The 15,575-nt window shown below is 70.6% G+C and carries 18 protein-coding genes and 1 pseudogene; 8 read left to right on the forward strand and 11 right to left on the reverse strand.

All coding sequences use genetic code 11. The features are described from left to right. The first annotated feature begins 20 nt into the window (after positions 1-20). A complete protein-coding gene (locus ACH4J0_RS23230; RefSeq protein WP_396242426.1) occupies positions 21-686 on the forward strand; it encodes an HAD family hydrolase in 666 nt (221 codons plus the stop codon). Here the strand turns inward: ACH4J0_RS23230 and ACH4J0_RS23235 are convergent. Then, positions 674-1,411, reverse strand: coding sequence for an SDR family NAD(P)-dependent oxidoreductase (locus ACH4J0_RS23235; protein ID WP_396242427.1), 738 nt, complete (start codon positions 1,409-1,411; stop codon positions 674-676). The genes ACH4J0_RS23230 and ACH4J0_RS23235 overlap by 13 nt on opposite strands. A 104-nt stretch (positions 1,412-1,515) precedes the next feature. Here ACH4J0_RS23235 and ACH4J0_RS23240 point away from each other — a divergent pair, with 104 nt between their 5' ends. Further along, positions 1,516-2,370: a helix-turn-helix transcriptional regulator gene (locus tag ACH4J0_RS23240; RefSeq protein WP_396242428.1), complete on the forward strand. Its 855-nt coding sequence runs from the start codon at positions 1,516-1,518 to the stop codon at positions 2,368-2,370. On the opposite strand, the gene ACH4J0_RS23245 is transcribed toward ACH4J0_RS23240, so the two are convergent. Continuing rightward, positions 2,346-3,182, reverse strand: a complete 837-nt coding sequence (locus tag ACH4J0_RS23245) for a LysR family transcriptional regulator (RefSeq protein ID WP_396242429.1) — start codon at positions 3,180-3,182, stop codon at positions 2,346-2,348. The two genes, ACH4J0_RS23240 and ACH4J0_RS23245, sit on opposite strands and share 25 nt — an antisense overlap. 68 nt (positions 3,183-3,250) lie before the next feature. On the opposite strand from ACH4J0_RS23245, the gene ACH4J0_RS23250 reads away from it, so the two are divergent. Both ACH4J0_RS23250 and ACH4J0_RS23255 read left to right on the forward strand, forming a co-directional pair. After that, positions 3,251-3,973, forward strand: coding sequence for an SDR family oxidoreductase (locus ACH4J0_RS23250; RefSeq protein WP_396242430.1), 723 nt, complete (start codon positions 3,251-3,253; stop codon positions 3,971-3,973). A gap of 42 nt (positions 3,974-4,015) precedes the next feature. After that, complete coding sequence (locus ACH4J0_RS23255; protein ID WP_396242431.1) at positions 4,016-4,948, forward strand: aminoglycoside phosphotransferase family protein; 933 nt, start codon at positions 4,016-4,018, stop codon at positions 4,946-4,948. 30 nt (positions 4,949-4,978) lie between these two features. Here ACH4J0_RS23255 and ACH4J0_RS23260 read toward each other — a convergent pair whose 3' ends face one another. The 3 genes from ACH4J0_RS23260 to ACH4J0_RS23270 form a co-directional block, all read right to left on the reverse strand. After that, positions 4,979-5,749, reverse strand: a complete 771-nt coding sequence (locus ACH4J0_RS23260; RefSeq protein WP_396242432.1) for a GNAT family N-acetyltransferase — start codon at positions 5,747-5,749, stop codon at positions 4,979-4,981. Positions 5,750-5,832: 83 nt separating this feature from the next. Further along, complete coding sequence (locus ACH4J0_RS23265; RefSeq protein WP_396242433.1) at positions 5,833-6,054, reverse strand: DUF6368 family protein; 222 nt, start codon at positions 6,052-6,054, stop codon at positions 5,833-5,835. Positions 6,055-6,088: 34 nt separating this feature from the next. Continuing rightward, positions 6,089-6,901, reverse strand: a complete 813-nt coding sequence (locus ACH4J0_RS23270) for a hypothetical protein (RefSeq protein WP_396242434.1) — start codon at positions 6,899-6,901, stop codon at positions 6,089-6,091. A gap of 71 nt (positions 6,902-6,972) precedes the next feature. Here ACH4J0_RS23270 and ACH4J0_RS23275 point away from each other — a divergent pair, with 71 nt between their 5' ends. Next, positions 6,973-7,272: a cupin domain-containing protein gene (locus tag ACH4J0_RS23275; protein WP_396242435.1), complete on the forward strand. Its 300-nt coding sequence runs from the start codon at positions 6,973-6,975 to the stop codon at positions 7,270-7,272. A 749-nt stretch (positions 7,273-8,021) separates the two neighbouring features. On the opposite strand, the gene ACH4J0_RS23280 is transcribed toward ACH4J0_RS23275, so the two are convergent. Continuing rightward, positions 8,022-8,603 carry a hypothetical protein gene (locus ACH4J0_RS23280; RefSeq protein ID WP_396242436.1) on the reverse strand — a complete coding sequence of 194 codons (582 nt, stop codon included), beginning with the start codon at positions 8,601-8,603 and terminating at the stop codon, positions 8,022-8,024. 404 nt (positions 8,604-9,007) lie between these two features. Here ACH4J0_RS23280 and ACH4J0_RS23285 point away from each other — a divergent pair. Continuing rightward, positions 9,008-9,271, forward strand: a pseudogene (locus ACH4J0_RS23285) (IS1380 family transposase); the annotation flags it as partial. Here ACH4J0_RS23285 and ACH4J0_RS23290 read toward each other — a convergent pair. Then, the gene (locus ACH4J0_RS23290) at positions 9,263-10,051 is read right to left on the reverse strand and encodes a hypothetical protein (protein WP_396242437.1); all 789 of its coding nucleotides are present in this window, start codon (positions 10,049-10,051) and stop codon (positions 9,263-9,265) included. The pseudogene ACH4J0_RS23285 and the gene ACH4J0_RS23290 overlap by 9 nt on opposite strands. A gap of 371 nt (positions 10,052-10,422) precedes the next feature. Here ACH4J0_RS23290 and ACH4J0_RS23295 point away from each other — a divergent pair, with 371 nt between their 5' ends. Next, positions 10,423-11,799 carry an IS1380 family transposase gene (locus tag ACH4J0_RS23295; protein ID WP_396242438.1) on the forward strand — a complete coding sequence of 459 codons (1,377 nt, stop codon included), beginning with the start codon at positions 10,423-10,425 and terminating at the stop codon, positions 11,797-11,799. 168 nt (positions 11,800-11,967) lie between these two features. On the opposite strand, the gene ACH4J0_RS23300 is transcribed toward ACH4J0_RS23295, so the two are convergent. From ACH4J0_RS23300 to ACH4J0_RS23315, 4 genes are all read right to left on the reverse strand, one after another. Further along, complete coding sequence (locus ACH4J0_RS23300) at positions 11,968-12,594, reverse strand: hypothetical protein (RefSeq protein ID WP_396242439.1); 627 nt, start codon at positions 12,592-12,594, stop codon at positions 11,968-11,970. A gap of 301 nt (positions 12,595-12,895) precedes the next feature. Continuing rightward, complete coding sequence (locus ACH4J0_RS23305; RefSeq protein ID WP_396242440.1) at positions 12,896-13,351, reverse strand: transposase; 456 nt, start codon at positions 13,349-13,351, stop codon at positions 12,896-12,898. 14 nt (positions 13,352-13,365) lie between these two features. Beyond that, the gene (locus ACH4J0_RS23310; protein WP_396242441.1) at positions 13,366-13,590 is read right to left on the reverse strand and encodes a hypothetical protein; all 225 of its coding nucleotides are present in this window, start codon (positions 13,588-13,590) and stop codon (positions 13,366-13,368) included. Further along, complete coding sequence (locus ACH4J0_RS23315; RefSeq protein ID WP_396242442.1) at positions 13,587-14,456, reverse strand: hypothetical protein; 870 nt, start codon at positions 14,454-14,456, stop codon at positions 13,587-13,589. Before ACH4J0_RS23315 ends, ACH4J0_RS23310 begins: the two co-directional genes overlap by 4 nt. Before the next feature lie 491 nt (positions 14,457-14,947). Between ACH4J0_RS23315 and ACH4J0_RS23320 the strand changes: the two genes are divergently transcribed. Then, complete coding sequence (locus ACH4J0_RS23320; RefSeq protein WP_396242443.1) at positions 14,948-15,517, forward strand: hypothetical protein; 570 nt, start codon at positions 14,948-14,950, stop codon at positions 15,515-15,517. The last annotated feature ends 58 nt before the right edge of the window (positions 15,518-15,575 follow it).

Consider the following 15,575-nt stretch of genomic DNA (forward strand, 5'->3'; position numbering starts at 1 on the left):
GCTCACCATATGCTCATCGGATGATCGAGCCGATAGACCTGGTGATATTCGACTGCGACGGCGTCCTGGTGGACAGCGAGGTGATCGCCGTGCGCGTCCTGGTGCGGCTGGGGGAGGAGTTCGGCTGGCCGCTCACCGAGGCGGAGGCGATCGAGCGGTTCGTCGGCCGGTCCGAGGCGGCCAACCACGCGATGGTCGCCGAGCGGTTCGACGAGGAGACCGCGACGCTGTTCGACAAGCGCTTCCGGGAGCTGCACGCCGAGGCCGTGGACGCCGGGCTGACGCCGGTGGACGGCCTGCCGGAGGCGCTGGACGCGCTGGAGGCGCTCGGGCTGCCCACCTGCGTGGCGTCCAGCGGCACCCACGAGAAGATGCGCCACACCCTGGGCCGTACCGGGTTGTACGGCCGCTTCGAGGGGCGGATCTTCAGCGCCACCGACGTCGGGCGCGGCAAGCCCGCGCCCGACCTCTTCCTGCACGCCGCGCGCACCATGGGCGTCGACCCGGCCCGCTGCCTCGTGGTCGAGGACAGCGGGCCCGGCGTGCAGGCCGCCCGGGCCGCCGGGATGCGCGCGCTCGGCTACGCGGGCGGCGTGACGGCGGCGGAGCGGCTTGTCGGGCCGGGCACGGTCGTCTTCGACGACATGCGCGAGCTACCCGGCCTCATCGCCTCCTACCAGGGGTAGTTGCCGCCCTCCGGGTGGAAGAACTGGCCGCTGGGCCCGGCCAGGGCCTCGCCGAGCTGACGGGCGATCCGGCGGCCGCCCTCCTCGACGCTGGACGGGCCGGAGTGGTGGTTGAGGTCGGTCGCGCAGTGGCCCGGCTCCAGTGAGCTGACCTTGATGCCGGTGTCGCGTAGGGTGCGGGCGTAGATCAGGGTGACGGCGTTGAGCGCCGCCTTCGAGGAGTTGTAGCCGAGCAGCATCGTGTACACCCCGGCCGGGTGGTCGGGGTCGGTGAGGACGGCGGAGCTGCCGAGGCCGCTGGAGACATTGCCGATCAGGCCCGCCGGGGACTTGCGCAGCAGCGGCAGCATGGCGTTGACGACGGTGACGACGCCGAACACGTTGGTCTCGTAGGTCTCGCGCAGTTCGTCGAGGGGGAGGGTCTCCGGGGTGTGGCCGAAGTCCCGGGTGATGCCCGCGTTGTTGACCAGGGTGTCCAGTCGGCCGTGCTCGGCGGCGATCAGTTCGGCCGCGGCGGCGACGGTCGCCGGGTCGGTGACGTCCAGGCGGACGAAGCGGGCGTTCAGGCCCTGCCCGGCGAGGGAGCCGGCGGCCGCGGCGCCGCGCTCCGGGTCGCGGGCGCCGATCAGCACGGTGTGCCCGGCGCGGGCGAGTTCGCCGGCGGTGGCCAGTCCGATGCCCTTGTTGGCACCGGTGATCAGGACGATGCGGTGGTTGTCGTTCATGTGAACCACCTTGGCCGGGCCGTGCGCGGCGCGGGAGAGCACTGTCGAGGGTGGTACCGGCGGTCCCATGGTCGCGGCGCGGCGCCCGGGTCAGACTTGGGGGTGTGGAACACGTGGACCGGGCGGAGCTGGCCGCCTTCCTGCGGCGCTGGCGCGCCCGCATACAGCCCGCCGACGTCGGCCTGCCGGCAGGGGGCCGGCGCCGCACCCCGGGCCTGCGCCGCCAGGAGGTCGCGCAGCTCGCCGGCATGTCGGTGGAGTACTACATCCGACTCGAACAGGGCCGCGGCCCACGCCCGTCCCGGCAGATGATCGGGGCGATCAGCCGGGCCCTTCAGCTCTCCGGGGACGAGACCGCCCACCTGCACCACCTGGTTGGCGAGCCGCCGCTGCCTCCGAGCGCGCTGCCGCGCGACGTACGGCCCGGCGTCCTGCACCTGCTCGACCGGCTGGACGACACCCCGGCCATGGTCTGCAGCGCCGCCCGCGACATCCTCGCCTGGAACGCCATGGCGGCCGCGTTGCTCGGTGACTTCTCCGTCCTGCCGCCCGCGGAGCGGAACTTCGTCTGCCGCTTCTTCACGGACCCGGCTGCCCGCGCCCTCTACGAGCCCTCCGATCAGGAGGCGTTCGCCCGTCGTGCGGTCGCAGACCTGCGCTCGGCCGCCGCCCGCTACCCCGCCGACAGCGGGGTGCGCCGCCTGGTCGACCGGCTGCACGCGGGCAGCGCCGAGTTCCGCGAACTGTGGGCCCGGCAGGACGTCGAGGTGCGCCGATCGACCCGCAAGCGCATCCTCCACCCCGTGGTCGGTCCGCTCGACCTCGACTGCGAGGCGCTGCACGATCCCCACCGGGACCAGTGGACGATCTTCTACACCGCCGCACCCGGCACCCCCTCGCACTCGGCCCTGCGACTGCTCAAGGTGGTGGGGAGTCAGGACCTCGCGGCTCGGCGCTGAGCCGCCGACCGCAGGGCGGGGACGGCGAGTTCGAGGAACTCGCGTACGGGGCCGAGGCCCTCGCCGTCCTCCGGGACGGCCAGGCAGGTTTCGACGGGTGGGAAGTCGGTGACGGGCAGGTAGACCAGGTCGGGGCGGGTGTAGGAGCCCGCGATGCTCAGCGGGACGAGGGCGACGCCCTGCCCGGCGGCGATGAGTTCGAACTTCTCGTCCAGGGTGTAGGTCCGCCGGGCCCGGGCGTCGAGGACGGGCTCACCGTCGAGGTCGGCCGTGGTGAGGCTGCGGCGGGCGGCCAGCGGGTGGGTCACGGGCAGGCACGCGACCTTGGTCTCCCGGCCGATCGGGACGGTGCGCAGGCCCGTGTCGTCGAAGGGGCGCCGCAGGTAACCGACGTGGGCGCGGCCGTCGCGCAGCGGCGCGCCCTGCTCCCACCAGCGCAGCGGGAGCACGTCGACCGTCACCTGCGGGTGGCGTGCGGTGAACGCCCGGATCGCCTCCGACACGTGCAGGCCGGGGGAGAAGGCGACCACCAGCCGCTGTTCGCCCCGCGCGGCCTCGCGCACGCGCTCCAGGGCGGTGTCCACGGTGGCGGTGATCCGCTGCGCCTCCTCGTACAACTTCCGCCCGGCGGCGGTCAGTTCGACACTGCGGGTGGTCCGGGTGAACAGGGCGCAGCCCAGCTCCTGCTCGAACGCCCGGATCTGCCGGCTGAGCACCGGCTGGGCGATGAACAACGCGTCCGCCGCCCGGCCGAACCGGCCGTGTTCGGCCACCGCGACGAAGTAGCGGAGCTTGCGCAGGTCCAGATCCATGCCCGCACGGTACCAATGCGCCCGGAAGGGTATTGGACGCCCGGGCCCGGCCCTTCGAGACTGGCCGCATGACTGACAGCACCCGAAGCACCCGCAGTAACACGCGCGGCACCGCCCTGATCATCGGCGCCTCCCGGTCCCTCGGCCTCGGTCTCGCCGCCGAGCTGCTCCGCCGCGACTGGGACGTCATCGGCACCGTCCGCGGCACCCGGCGCACCGGCCTGCACGACCTGGCGGACGCCTCCGGCGGGCGGCTGACCGTCGAAACGCTGGAGATGACCGACCGGCGGCAGATCGCCGCCCTGCGCGACCGGCTGGCCGCCCGCACCCTCGACCTGCTCTTCGTCAACGCCGCCGTCACCCGCGGCGACCTGCCGATCGGCAAGGTCCCCACGGACATGTTCACCGAGGTCATGGTGACCAACGCGCTGAGCCCGATGCGCGTCGTGGACGTCATCGGCCCGCTGGTCGCGCCGGCCGGGACCATCGGCGTCATGTCCTCCGACCAGGGCAGCATCTCCCTGAACACGGACGGCGGCCAGGACCTGTACCGGGCCAGCAAGTCCGCGCTGAACCAGCTGATGCGCTGCTACGCGGCCCGCCGGGCGGACGGTGCGGCGCGGACGCTGCTGCTGATGGACCCGGGCTGGGTGCGCACCGAGCTCGGCGGGTTCGAGGCCGAACTGAGCGTGGAGGAGAGCGTTCCCGGGGTGGCCGAGACGATCGAGCGGCACCGGGGCAAGGGCGGTCTGCACTTCGTGGACCACCTGGGCCAGGTCGTGCCCTGGTAATTCGTTTGCCGGGTCCGACCGGTGCTGGCAGGGTCGGGCGCCATGCCCCAGAAAATGCACGCGGACGAACTGGACATCGACGAGGCGCTGGTACGCCGGATGGTGGCCGCGCAGTTCCCGCAATGGGCAGGGCTACCCGTGGAGTTGACGGACTCAGCCGGGACCAGCAACGCGATGTACCGACTGGGCGCGGACCTGGTGGCGCGGATCCCGCGCATCCCGGGGGCGGCCGAGGACATCGCCAGGGAGCACACCTGGCTGCGCCGCCTGGCGCCCGAACTCCCGTTCGCCGTTCCGGTGCCGGTGGGGCTGGGCGAGCCGGTGGACGGGTGCCCGTGGCAGTGGTCGGTGCTGCGGTGGCTGGTGGGGGCCAATCCGGTCGCGGGGTGTGTGCCCCAACCCGAACTGCTGGCTGCCGATTTGGCGTCCTTCGTGACCGCGATGCACCGGGTGGCCCCGTCCGGCGGTCCGGCCTCCTACCGCAGCGAGACGCTCGCGGCGCGGGACGGAGCGATCCGGCGGGCGGTCGCGGCGCTGGCGGGTGTGGTGGACTCCACGGCCGTGACGGCGCTCTGGGAGGCGGCACTCGGGGCCGCCGAGCACCCCGGCGAGCCCGTGTGGATCCACGCCGACCTCCAGCCCGGCAACCTCCTGGTCGACGGCGCGGGACGGCTCAGCGCCGTCATCGACTTCGGCTGCGCGGGCCTCGGTGACCCGGCCGTGGACCTGATCGCCGCCTGGTACGTGCTTCCGGCGGCCGTTCGCGAGGCCTTCCGTATGGCTGTCGGCGCCGACCACGCGGAGTGGGAACGGGGCAGGGGATGGGCGCTTTCCGTGGCGCTGATGGAGCTGGACTACTACCGGGAGACCAACCCCAGGATGTCGGGCACCGCCCGGTACGTGATCGGCGAGCTGCTCGCCGATCACGCCGGTCGAGACGGGGACTCCGTGTCCTGGAAGCTGCCCGGGCGCTGAAGGCGCAGCGCGAGCTGATCACCGACGACTTCATCGGTCTTCTAGGCGGACCTGGGCCGCCGTGAGGAGTCGCTTGGCCATGCCCAGGCGCTCGTAGACGCCGATGGCCGACGGATTGTCCGCGTGCACCATCAGGGCGGCACGCCCGTGCCGGCGCACCAACTCCCCGATGAGGAAGCCGCAGACGGCCCGTGCCAGCCCGCGCCCGCGGGCGGCGGGGTGGGTGCACACGCCGGCCAGGAACCCGCAGTCGGCGGCCGACCAGACATCGGCGGCCACGGCCAGGGGCTCCGGACGGGTGCCGTCCCCGAGGGCTTCGACGATCCCGGCCCAGCGGTGCACTCCGCCGTCGTCGGGCTGCGCGAACGAGTCGGGGAAGAAGCGGTCGAACAGCGAGGCCGCCTCCTTGACCGTGACCTCGTCCAGCCACTCCACTCCGGTGGCGGGGGAGTCGGGCAGGTCCGTGCTCTCCATCCAGTAGAACCCGCGGATCGGCGACAGGCCGGGGATCCGGTCGATCAGCGCGTCGATCAACGGTGCCTGGCCGACGGGGCGGTACGTCGGTTCGAGTTCGCCCAGCAGATGGCGCACCAGGTGCGCGGCGTCGTCGGGGGCCCCGTTGACCGCCAGCCGGTCCCGCCGGGAGAGGCCGGGGCTCGCCACGGCGAGGGCCGTTCCGTGCCGCCAGGCCCGTACCCCCGGACCCAGCCGGCCGTCGTGCCGCCCCTGGGTCGCCCAGAGCAAGTGGCCATCCCCGGCGGCGGCTTCCTGGACGTCGGCGAGGCGTGTGAGTTCTTCCATGCGTCCTTGACTACCAATCAAGGCGGTCAGGCGCAGTGATCCACCACTCACCGGTCGACGTGAGGTCGACGGGCTGGATCCGTTCATGGGACCGGCCTTTGACACTGGCCCGAACGCGGCCTCGCAGTCGACTGTTTGAGCAGTCTGAAACCCGGCTGAGCAGCCCACGCACGCAGGAACGCCGCCGTGCCGAAAACGTTCGGCAACGGGCCTTCCGTCATCGCGAGCACACCCGGAAGGCCGGCCACGACGTCAACCTGGTCGTCCAGGAGCTCAGCATCGGCGACACCGCCGACCACGTCCATGACGGCAGCTGCCAACAGGGCCGTGGCGAGCTGGTCAATCCGTCCGTTTCACCGCCATGGGCAGGCACCACTCGAAGGGGAAGAGGTCCGCGGCCCAGTCGGGGTCGGAAGAGGCTGCGGGGGTGCGCAGGAAGGTGCGGTTGCGCAGGAGTTCGCGGCGTTCGGCGGGGGTGAGGAGGCGTTCGTCGGGGCCGAGGTTTCCGTGGTCGTCCGGGTCGAGGTCGGGGCGGCCGTCGATCGGTGCGTCCTCGGCGACGTTGAGCAGGTCGCGGACGGGGGTGCGGTAGTCGAGGCGGAAGTCGGTGCGCCACTGGGAGTTGCCGCCCCAGCCCTGGGAGAGGTCCCGGGTGGGGCGGTGGGCGCGACGGTGGGTCCAGTAGAGCGGCCAGCGGTCGGCCACCCCGTGCTCGGCGTGGGCGGCGCCGGCCCGGACCCGTGCGCCGGCGCGGTTGAACAGCAGCTCGCCGAGCATCAGGCCGGGCCAGCGGATGTCGAGGATCTCGATGGGGGAATGAGGGTCGTCGGCTTGTTCGACCTCGGTGATCTCGTGCAGGAAGGGGTCGAAGCGGGACGGAGCGTCGAAGGGCGCCATGCCGAGGGCGGTGAACAGGCTGAGGTAGGGCTGGAGCTGGGGGCCGAGGAGGAGGAAGTCGCTGACGCGGCTGAGCGCGTAGAGCTCTTCGCGGAGGTCCCCGTCTCGGGCCCACCAGCGGTCGCGAGGGGTGGCGGCGGTGCGGAGGCGGGCTCGGTAGTCGCCGGTGGCGGCCTGAGCGAGCCAGGGGGCGATGACGTCCTCGTAGGAGCCGTCGGTGTCGAGTAGCGCCTCGTACAGCGCGCGAGCGTTCACCCCGGTGATCCTGGCAGGTTTTGCCAAACGGTCGACCAACCCGATGGTCGGCCCGGGTAGCGTCCCTGACCATGGACGTCAGGGAATGCGCGACGGGGTTGCCGGAGGCGTGGCGGTCGGTGGTGCTGGCGCAGGTCGGAACGGCGGCGGTGAAGGTGCTCCGGATGGACGGCCGGGAGTTGGGGGAGGAAGTGCACGGGACGGCCGAGGTGCTGTTCGTCGCCGATGGTGTGCTCGAACTGAAGCTCGACGGTGAGGAGTTGACCATAGGCTCCGGCGAGCTGTGCCGGGTACCGGCGGGTGCCCGGCACGCGGTGCGGGCGGGCAGCCGGGGAACGCTCTTGATTGTGGAGGTCCCCGAAGAGGGGTGATCGGTGGCGGCGCCTCGCCCGGGTCGGGCGAGGCGCCGAGATGCGGCGCTCAGAGGAGCCCGAAGTCGAACTCCCCGGTGGCTACGGCTCGGATGAACGCGGTGTGTGCCGCGCGGCCGAAGGCGAGAGCAGGGCCGAAGGGGTCCTTGCCGGCCGTCGGCAGATATTTCAGGCTCAATGTGAAAGCACGGACGCCGGCCCGTCCGGCTCAAAGCCGGGCCGGCCATCCAGCCCTGTTGGTGTCCATGCATTCGGACTACCGTTGGCAGTGAGCAAGGGAAGGAAAAGGTAGAAGGATCAACGGATACGGTATCTGAAATGAACGGCAAACCCATACGGCACCCAGGAACGCGGCGGGCGAGCGGTCTGGCCGCCGCCGCCCTCGTGGGGGTTGTGACGCTTCTGGGGAGCAGTGGACCGGCCCTTGCGGACGCTACTCCGACCATGGTGGGCGCCCCCCAGCTTGTCGAGCAGTCAAACCCGCCCCAACCGAACACGTATGACGCCGGCTATCAGGTTGGATTGCAACTCGGTAAGCAGACGGCCAATGCCGACTTCAAGAACGGACAAATGAGCCGCGCATTTCTGAAGAAACCCGCGGTGTCAAGCAGTGATCCGAGCTACAATTATCAGGACGGTGTATTGCAGGGGACAAAAGCAGGATACACCCATGAAATAAACGTTCTCCTCAGTGGTGCGATCGGCCCAGCCCTACCCAACGCTCAACAGAACATTCCCGAGCACCCGTACTATCCGGCGCCGACGGAGAAACCGTCTCCGAGCTGCGGTTCGTGCGCCACTAGCCCGAACACGACGAACCCGAATATGGGTGGCTCTTCCACGAACGGCCCGAACACGACGAACCCGAATATGGGTGGCTCTTCCACGAACGGCCCGAACACGATGAATCCGAATATGGGTGGCTCTTCCACGAACAGCCCCAACACGACCAGCCAGACCCCGGCGGGACCTGTACAGCCAGTGGTGTAACTCGGGACGGGCCGCGGCTCGGACCAGGCGATGAACGGCAGCTCGGGCAGCCCGAGGAGTGGCGCGATGTAGGCATTGGCCTCCTCCTCCCAGGTCGTGGCCCACACCAGGTCGTAGGGCAGCGCGGTGAGCGCGGGTCCGTGCGCCGGATTGAGCCAGACCCGCAGCGGCTTCGGCGCCTTGTGGGGTGTGCCCCACCAGGCGAGCCGGCGGCGTTCGGCGGCCTCCCACCGCGGCGTCATCAGCCGGTGGGTCCCGTACCCCTCGGGCCGCCGGTGAGGCTTCACGGCATCGGGGTTCAGCGGCCCGTCCACGTCCAGCAGCAGTACTGGCCGCCCCATGGCGCACCCCCCTCGACCGTCCCCGCACGATAACGGCCGGGAGGGCCCCGGCCCAACGCATTTCTCCGCCGCCCGGCTACAGGGTCTGTTGCGAAAGTGGATCAAGTTTCTGGATGATCGCGGTCTGTGGGACGTGGTGGTCTGGCGAACGGCCAGTGGAAGCGGCTGAAGCCGTTGCTGCCGGTGGGCAAGAAGCCAGGCCGCTCTGACCAGTGCAGGCGCAGCCGCGGTGCTGGTGGGGTGAACGGCCCCACCAGACGTCGTCGTGGCGTTAGCCTCGCGCTTTCACGAGGCCAGCTGTCCGACAGGTGGTCAGGTTACTAGAAAGGGCCTCTGACCAGCGGGAATGAGGATTGTCTAGGTCCCTCTTTCCGCCCCGGCCGGAGGCACTTTCCGGGTGAGGCAAGACAGGGCTGGACGCGGCGATGTCGACGACACTGCGCCGTGACGCAAGGCGCGCGGTCCATGACCCGGGCAAGGTCCTGCTGGACGTCGCGCTCGCGGTGGCCCTTGGTGGGGACTGCCTGGCCGATGTCGCGATGCTGCGGGCCGAGCCTGCCCTGGCGGACCGGTGGGTTCCGACCCCGACCGTCTCTCGCTCGGTCGACATCCTTGCCGCAGCAGGGCCCCGTGCGCTCGCGGCGATCCGACACGATTACTCACACGTGGCAGTGCAGGCCGACCAGGAGGGTGTCGCCCGGGAGGTCGACGAGGTAGCGGTCGATTTGCTGCTGACCGTCGGGCAGCTCGGGCCGGTGCGGACAGTCGTCCCGGTGGCGGCAGGCACCGTGCGCGACCGGTCCGCCGTCCTCGTACCACCAGCCGCCCAGCGAGAGCACGTTGTGTCGGGGCAGGGCCCCGGCCGCCCGGCCTTCGACGAACCGTTCCCGGGGTTCCTGTCCGACCTGGACGACCGGGTCGGTGAGGAAGAGGAAGTTCGAGGAGTACCGCGCGGTGGAGAGCGCGGCCCGGTGTTCTTCGTAGGCTCGCAGCAGGGGCTGGGACCAGTAGTCCGCCGCGGCCTGTTCGTGGGAGTAGGCGCAGCCCTCGGTCACATGGCGGCCGTAGTAGACGTCATAGGGCTGGGCGGCGGGCAGCTCGGCCGCCAGCTGGTGCCAGTGCAGCCAGACCGCGTCCGCCAGTTGCCGGGCCTCCTCGGTGGAGGCCCCGAAGTCCAGCAGCTCGCGCGGCCCGCCGGCGCACCAGCCGAAGTCGTTGACCGGCGGCTCGACGTAGCCTCCCCAGCGGCTGGGGTGAGGAGCGACCAGCCGGAGGTCCGTCTCATGGCCGGGCAGCACGTTGAACGCGCGGCTGACGATCCTCCAGGAGTCCCAGATGCGGTTCTCCTCCCGGCCCGGGGCATCCAAGTAGAAGGGCTCCATCGCCTCGGCGACTGCCTCCTCAACCCGCTCGGCCGCTTCCGCCGGGAGACACAGGGTGATGCTCATACCTGCCACTGCGGCATCAGACCACCGCGTGATCGGCGTCGGCAACCGAGATTCTCCACCCGGCGGTGTGCGGCGGGCCGCGGTCGGTGATGCGACGGGGGCTCAGTTGTGGGTGGCAGGTGAAAGATGGAGGATCTGGAGCTGCTGCTGGACACCGGTGATCTGCTTTCGGACAGTCCCGTGCTTTCGATCCTTGGCTGGGCATCGTGCCCAAGATCGGTCTGATGCACTACGGTTTTCAGGCCGCTGACCTCGCGCTTCACGAGCGGGCGTGTCCGCGTCTTGATCAAACAGATGGAGAGTGCTGCTGACCTGCAACGATGGGACTTGTCGAGGGTCCTGTCAGATGCAAGGAAGGAAGCACTCTCCAGGTGAACAAGGGTATCGGGTCTTATCCACGTGTCCGCGTCCGGGACGACGGCGGCGGGGTGATCTCGCAGGCCGGTGGGGTCCTGTTGGTGGAGACGGTCCGCAAGGCCGGGCTGGACAAGGCGATGTCGGCGGCGTTGACGCCGTGGCGCAAGCCGCGGGCGGTGCACGATCCGGGGAAAGTCCTGCTGGACCTCGCTCTGGCGGTGGCACTGGGCGGGGACTGCCTGTCAGATGTGGCGATGCTGCGGGCCGAGCCCGCGATGTTCGGACTGGTGGCCTCCGATCCCACGGTCTCACGGCTGGTCGACACCCTGGCTACGGCCGGTCCCCGCGCGCTGGCGGCGGTCCGCCGAGCGAGGTCCGAAGTCCGCGAACGGGTCTGGAAGTTGGCCGGGAAGGATGCCCCCGACGCGGGTGGACAGGTGATCGTGGACATCGACGGCGTGCTGGTCCTGGCGCACTCCGAGAAGCAGGACGCCGCCGCGACCTGGAAGAAGACCTTCGGGCACCATCCGCTGTTCGCGTTCGTCGACCACGGCCCAGACGGCTCCGGGGAGCCGGCGGCAGGTCTGCTTCGGCCGGGGAACGCGGGCAGCAACACTGCCGTCGACCATATCGAGGCCACCCGCCTCGCACTGGCTCAGCTGCCGAAGAAGCGCCGGCGCGGACGGCGAACCCTCGTGCGGACCGACTCCGGCGGTGGCACCCACGACTTCCTCGACTGGCTTGCCGCCCGAGGCCGACGGCTGTCCTACTCGGTCGGGATGACCATCACCGACGCCGTCCACCAGGCCGTGCTCAGGGTCCCCGTCTCGGCCTGGACTCCCGCCGTCGAGCCGGACGGCCAGGTCCGCGACGGTGCCTGGGTCGCCGAACTCGCCGGCGACGTCCTCAAGGGCTGGCCGAGCGGGATGAGGCTGATCGTCCGCAAGGAACGGCCCCATCCCGGCGCGCAGTTGCGCTTCACCGACGCCGACGGGATGCGACTGACCTGCTTCGCCACCAACACGAAGCAGACGCCTATCGCGAGGCTGGAGCTGCGGCACCGCCAGCGAGCCCGCGCCGAGGACCGCATCCGCGCCGCCCGCGACACCGGCCTGCGAAACCTGCCCCTGCACGACACCGCCCAGAACCGCATCTGGCTGGAGATCGTCCAGCTCGCGCTCGACCTGCTGGCCTGGATGCCCATGCTCGCCCTGACCGGCCCCGCCCGCCGTTGGGAGCCCAAACGCCTGCGACTACGGCTGTTCTCCGCCGCCGCCCGCCTGGTCACCACCGGTCGTCGCCGCTACCTCCGTCTTGCCCGCCACTGGCCCTGGACCGACGTGATCACCAGCGCTTTCAGTCGCCTGCAGGCGCTGCCGAACCCCGGCTGACCAGCGATAACGGCCCATCCCGACGAGCAGCCCTGCCCCCGGAGTCGTGGAACCCGGCGCCCACTCGACGCGACAGCCGGGCCACCGCCCTGCCCTTCACCAGCCCGAGAAGCCGAAACGGCCCGCCCGAGAAACCGACGGACCGTCACGAAAGATCGAGGTTAGTAGTTACCTGAGGCTCTCGGCGACGTGAATAAGTTCCTCGTCCGAGAGCCGTGGAGGGGCGCCGGTGGTGACGACGAAGGTGTAGGTCCCGTCCGACCACGTCAGCGAACGGGGATCGCCGGTGGAGTCCGGGTGCGTGATGGTCGCGGGGTGACCCTTGACTGTGGCGGCCCGGCCGTCCGGTGGCGTGCTGTTCCGGAGGGTCTGGCTGATGATCAGGTGCCCGTGTATGTCGGCCTCCGTGCCCAGCGTGTACCCGATGGCCCAGGCGGGGGTGTCGGTCGGAAGGGAGGTCAGGCCGGGCAAGTGGACCATCTCGCCCGCGGGGTAGGGGTAATAGTTCTCCGGCAGGAACGCGGGCCGGAGGAGGTTGTGCTCGTCGAAGTGGATGGCGGGCTTTCCGGTGGCGTCGTCCAGTGCCCGGGTCCCGAGCGGTTTGTTCAGGTGGGTAGTGATCTGTCCGATGCCGCCAGGGTCGCAGAACCTCGGGGGGACCGTGTGCCGCAGGGAGATCTTGACCGTGCCAGCGGACTCGCGGGCCACGAGCTGGGGCTGCTTCTCGCAGCCCCAGCCGATGTTGAGTGTCAGGGTCTGGCCGTCCGAGCTGACCAGCAGCGGGTAGCCGGCCACTGGGCCTTCGTAGACCTTCGTTTCCGGGCCCCGGTTGATCCACGCGTTGATCGCGAGCCCGCCACCGAGAACAGCTACGGCCGCCACGGCGGTCAAGCGATTCCGTCGTCCGCGCTTCGACAGCTGACGGACGGTACTTTGCGTCACGGGCCCTCCCCGGCGGTCGTGGTCATGCTTGCGTCACGGTGTGTGCGAAGTCAAGCGGGTGCCAAACCGGTGTGTATTGGGCACATCACCCACGGCACCCGATTCAATGGCCAAGGAATGGAAGAATCCTGGCGATCGCGCCCGGAAGATGCCATTAGAGGGGTTGTGGGGCCTCTATCTGTCGTGCGCCGGGTCTGGCTCGGTGTCGATCCCGCCGGGCGGCTCGGGCTGCAGATCCCTGTTTTACGCGCGTCGGCGGCGTGCTGGGGGCGCGGCAGATGGTCGAGTCGACACTCACATCCCCGGTGATCAGGCCCTGCGTGTCCGCCTGAACCCGGAGTTGTTCCAGGATCCACGTCCAGGTGTCGTCGCGTTGCCACCGACGAAACAGGTCGTAGACGCGGTCCCAGGGGCCGTACCGCTCGGGGACATCCCGCCAGGGCGTGCCGGCCCGGGTCCGCCACCGTATCCCGTCGAGCAGCTGCCGACGCGTCCAGGTCGGCGGTCTCCCCGGCTTCTTTCCCGCCGGCAGCAACGGCTCCAACCGAGCCAACTGCCGGTCCGTCAGATCCCCCCGCGCCGAGTCGTGATCATCACGTCCGAGATCCACTTTCGCAACGGACTCTAGTCGGCCTCGTCGACTTCCTGTGCAGCGCCCGGCAATTGGGGACGGCCGGGGCGCCGGAGGGTCGCGGCGATGGTCTGGGCCACATCGGCACGCTGGCGGGCGGTGCAGCCGGTCATCAGGCGTTCCAGGCGACGGAGCACGAGGACATCGCGCCACGCTCGGATCGCTCCGCTCACCACGCCACACACGAGGGCGCAGGTCAGGGCAGTGGTGGCGGTCATCGGACGGTCTCCGCCCAGCAGGCAGGGGCGTCCGGAGAGCCCCCGTGATCGCAGTGGTCGTGTCGCCTCAGTACGACCGACCGGCTGCCGATCGCGGCGGTCGCAGAGGCCCTGTAGAGCTCGGCCGCGTCCGCCACGACGAGCCCGTCGGCCAGGCCGTGGGCCAGCAGAGTGGCGAAGAGCGCCTCCACACTGTCGCCACAGCACCATTCGATCACCAGGTCGAACACGTCATGCGCGTAGCAGTTGGCCGCTCCGTGAGCGGCGGCGGCCCGGTTCAGCAGGGTCGGACGGCGCAGGATCCTGCTCCACAACAGATCGCGGACAGCCGGGGAGCCGACCCGGGCCCAGTCGTTGGCCCGGGTGACCTCGGACTGGAGAGCCGGCATCACGATCTCGTCCGGCAGCGGGATCGCCCCCCCAAGCGGTACACCGTCGGCTCGGGCCAGAGTGATGCGGGCGGGGAAGATCGCGTTCTCGATCACGAACTGCCCGTTTCGGAGAGACCATCGCGCGCCCGGGACTCCCCCGAACACGCGGCGCGCACCCGCCCAGTCGGGCAGCAGTTCGCCCACCACCTCGTTGGCCATCTCCGGGTGGAGATGCAGCGTGAGCCCGTCTCCGTCGTGCGTCGCGAAGAGGACCCCCAGGACGGCCCCGTCGCGCTGACGATCGCGGAACGCATTGGCAAGCACGCCCGCCACCATCGCCTCGAAGCGCCGTTGGGCCGGGGTGGTGGCGTCGGGGACCGGGTGTTTGACGAAGACTCGTACCTGCCCCGCGAGTTCGCGAGCCCGCCAAAGCGGCAGGCCGGTCAGCTTCTGGATGCGCCTGGCCAGACGGGTGACATTGTCCGACGCGGACATGCGACTCCAATCCCCCCACGGAGCCGTCCGGCAGCGGCTGGAGAGACAGGTCGACTGTCGTGTGTACAGAAGAGGGACAATGCCTGCGGGCGACTCTCCAGAGCCCTTCGCCCACCCCGGCCGCCGGTGACCGAGTGCGTGGGCCTGTTGCCACATCAACGCAACCAGCTTACACACGCCAGCGGTTGGCCCGGCAGTGGACCAGAAGTACTGTGGCACGGCCGCGGGGTCGACCACGTCGGCGCCGACGTTCTGCTGCACGACCTCTGCACCGTCAGCTGGCCGATCGTCCGCGGACTCGCCACGGCGGCGCACGCGCGCGGCCCGATCACGGAGTAGCAGCGCGACCGGCTCTACGCCGATCTGACGGCCGTCGCCGAGGAGGGCACCTTCCACCTGTCGGTGACGATGTTCGCCGCCGTCGCGCACCGGCCACCTGACCTCGCAACGAGCCATGGTGCTGCGGTGGTCGGTGGGTCTACGTTGGCGTGGTGAGTGCTTCGACTGGCGCCGTCCGAAGACGGCGCGTGTTCTTCGCCGTCGGCTGGGCCGTCCTCCTGGCTGCGGTGGTGGTGCCGCCGTTGGTGGTCGGGCCGGCGTTCGCGCGCTCGGGGGCGTTGATCGTGCCGGGGCTGGTGGCCGTGCTCGGGCCCGCGGTCCTGATGGACGCGGGGACGGCCCGGCGCAAGGGCTGGCGGGTGGCCGGAGGGATCGTCCGGGCCCGCACCTGGTCGGGTGCGCGGGAGGTGGACCTGACGGAACTCGCGACCGTGCGGGCCTGGGAGATGCTTTCGAGGTCCGGCTCGGTGACGTTCGTGTCGCTGGCGGACCGGTCCGGCGGTTGGGTGATCCTCACCGTCGCCGACGAACACCTGCACCTGATCGCCGACGCGCTGCGCCGCCACGACGCGGGTTACGTCTCGCCGTGGGCCATGGCGCTGCTGGGCCTGGAGCCGGCCCGCTGGTACGCCTCGGGCGGCCGGATGTTCGGGCTCTGCCTCGTCTCGATCACGCCGCTGCCGGTCGGAATGCTGCTGGCCGCAGCGGTCGCCCAACGCTGAACCGCCCAGCCTCGGCTTGCACGGACCGAGCACAGGCAGCGGCCCGAGCGGCCCGGGA

It is taken from the genome of Kitasatospora sp. NPDC017646 (assembly GCF_044329365.1).
Lineage (GTDB): Bacteria > Actinomycetota > Actinomycetes > Streptomycetales > Streptomycetaceae > Kitasatospora.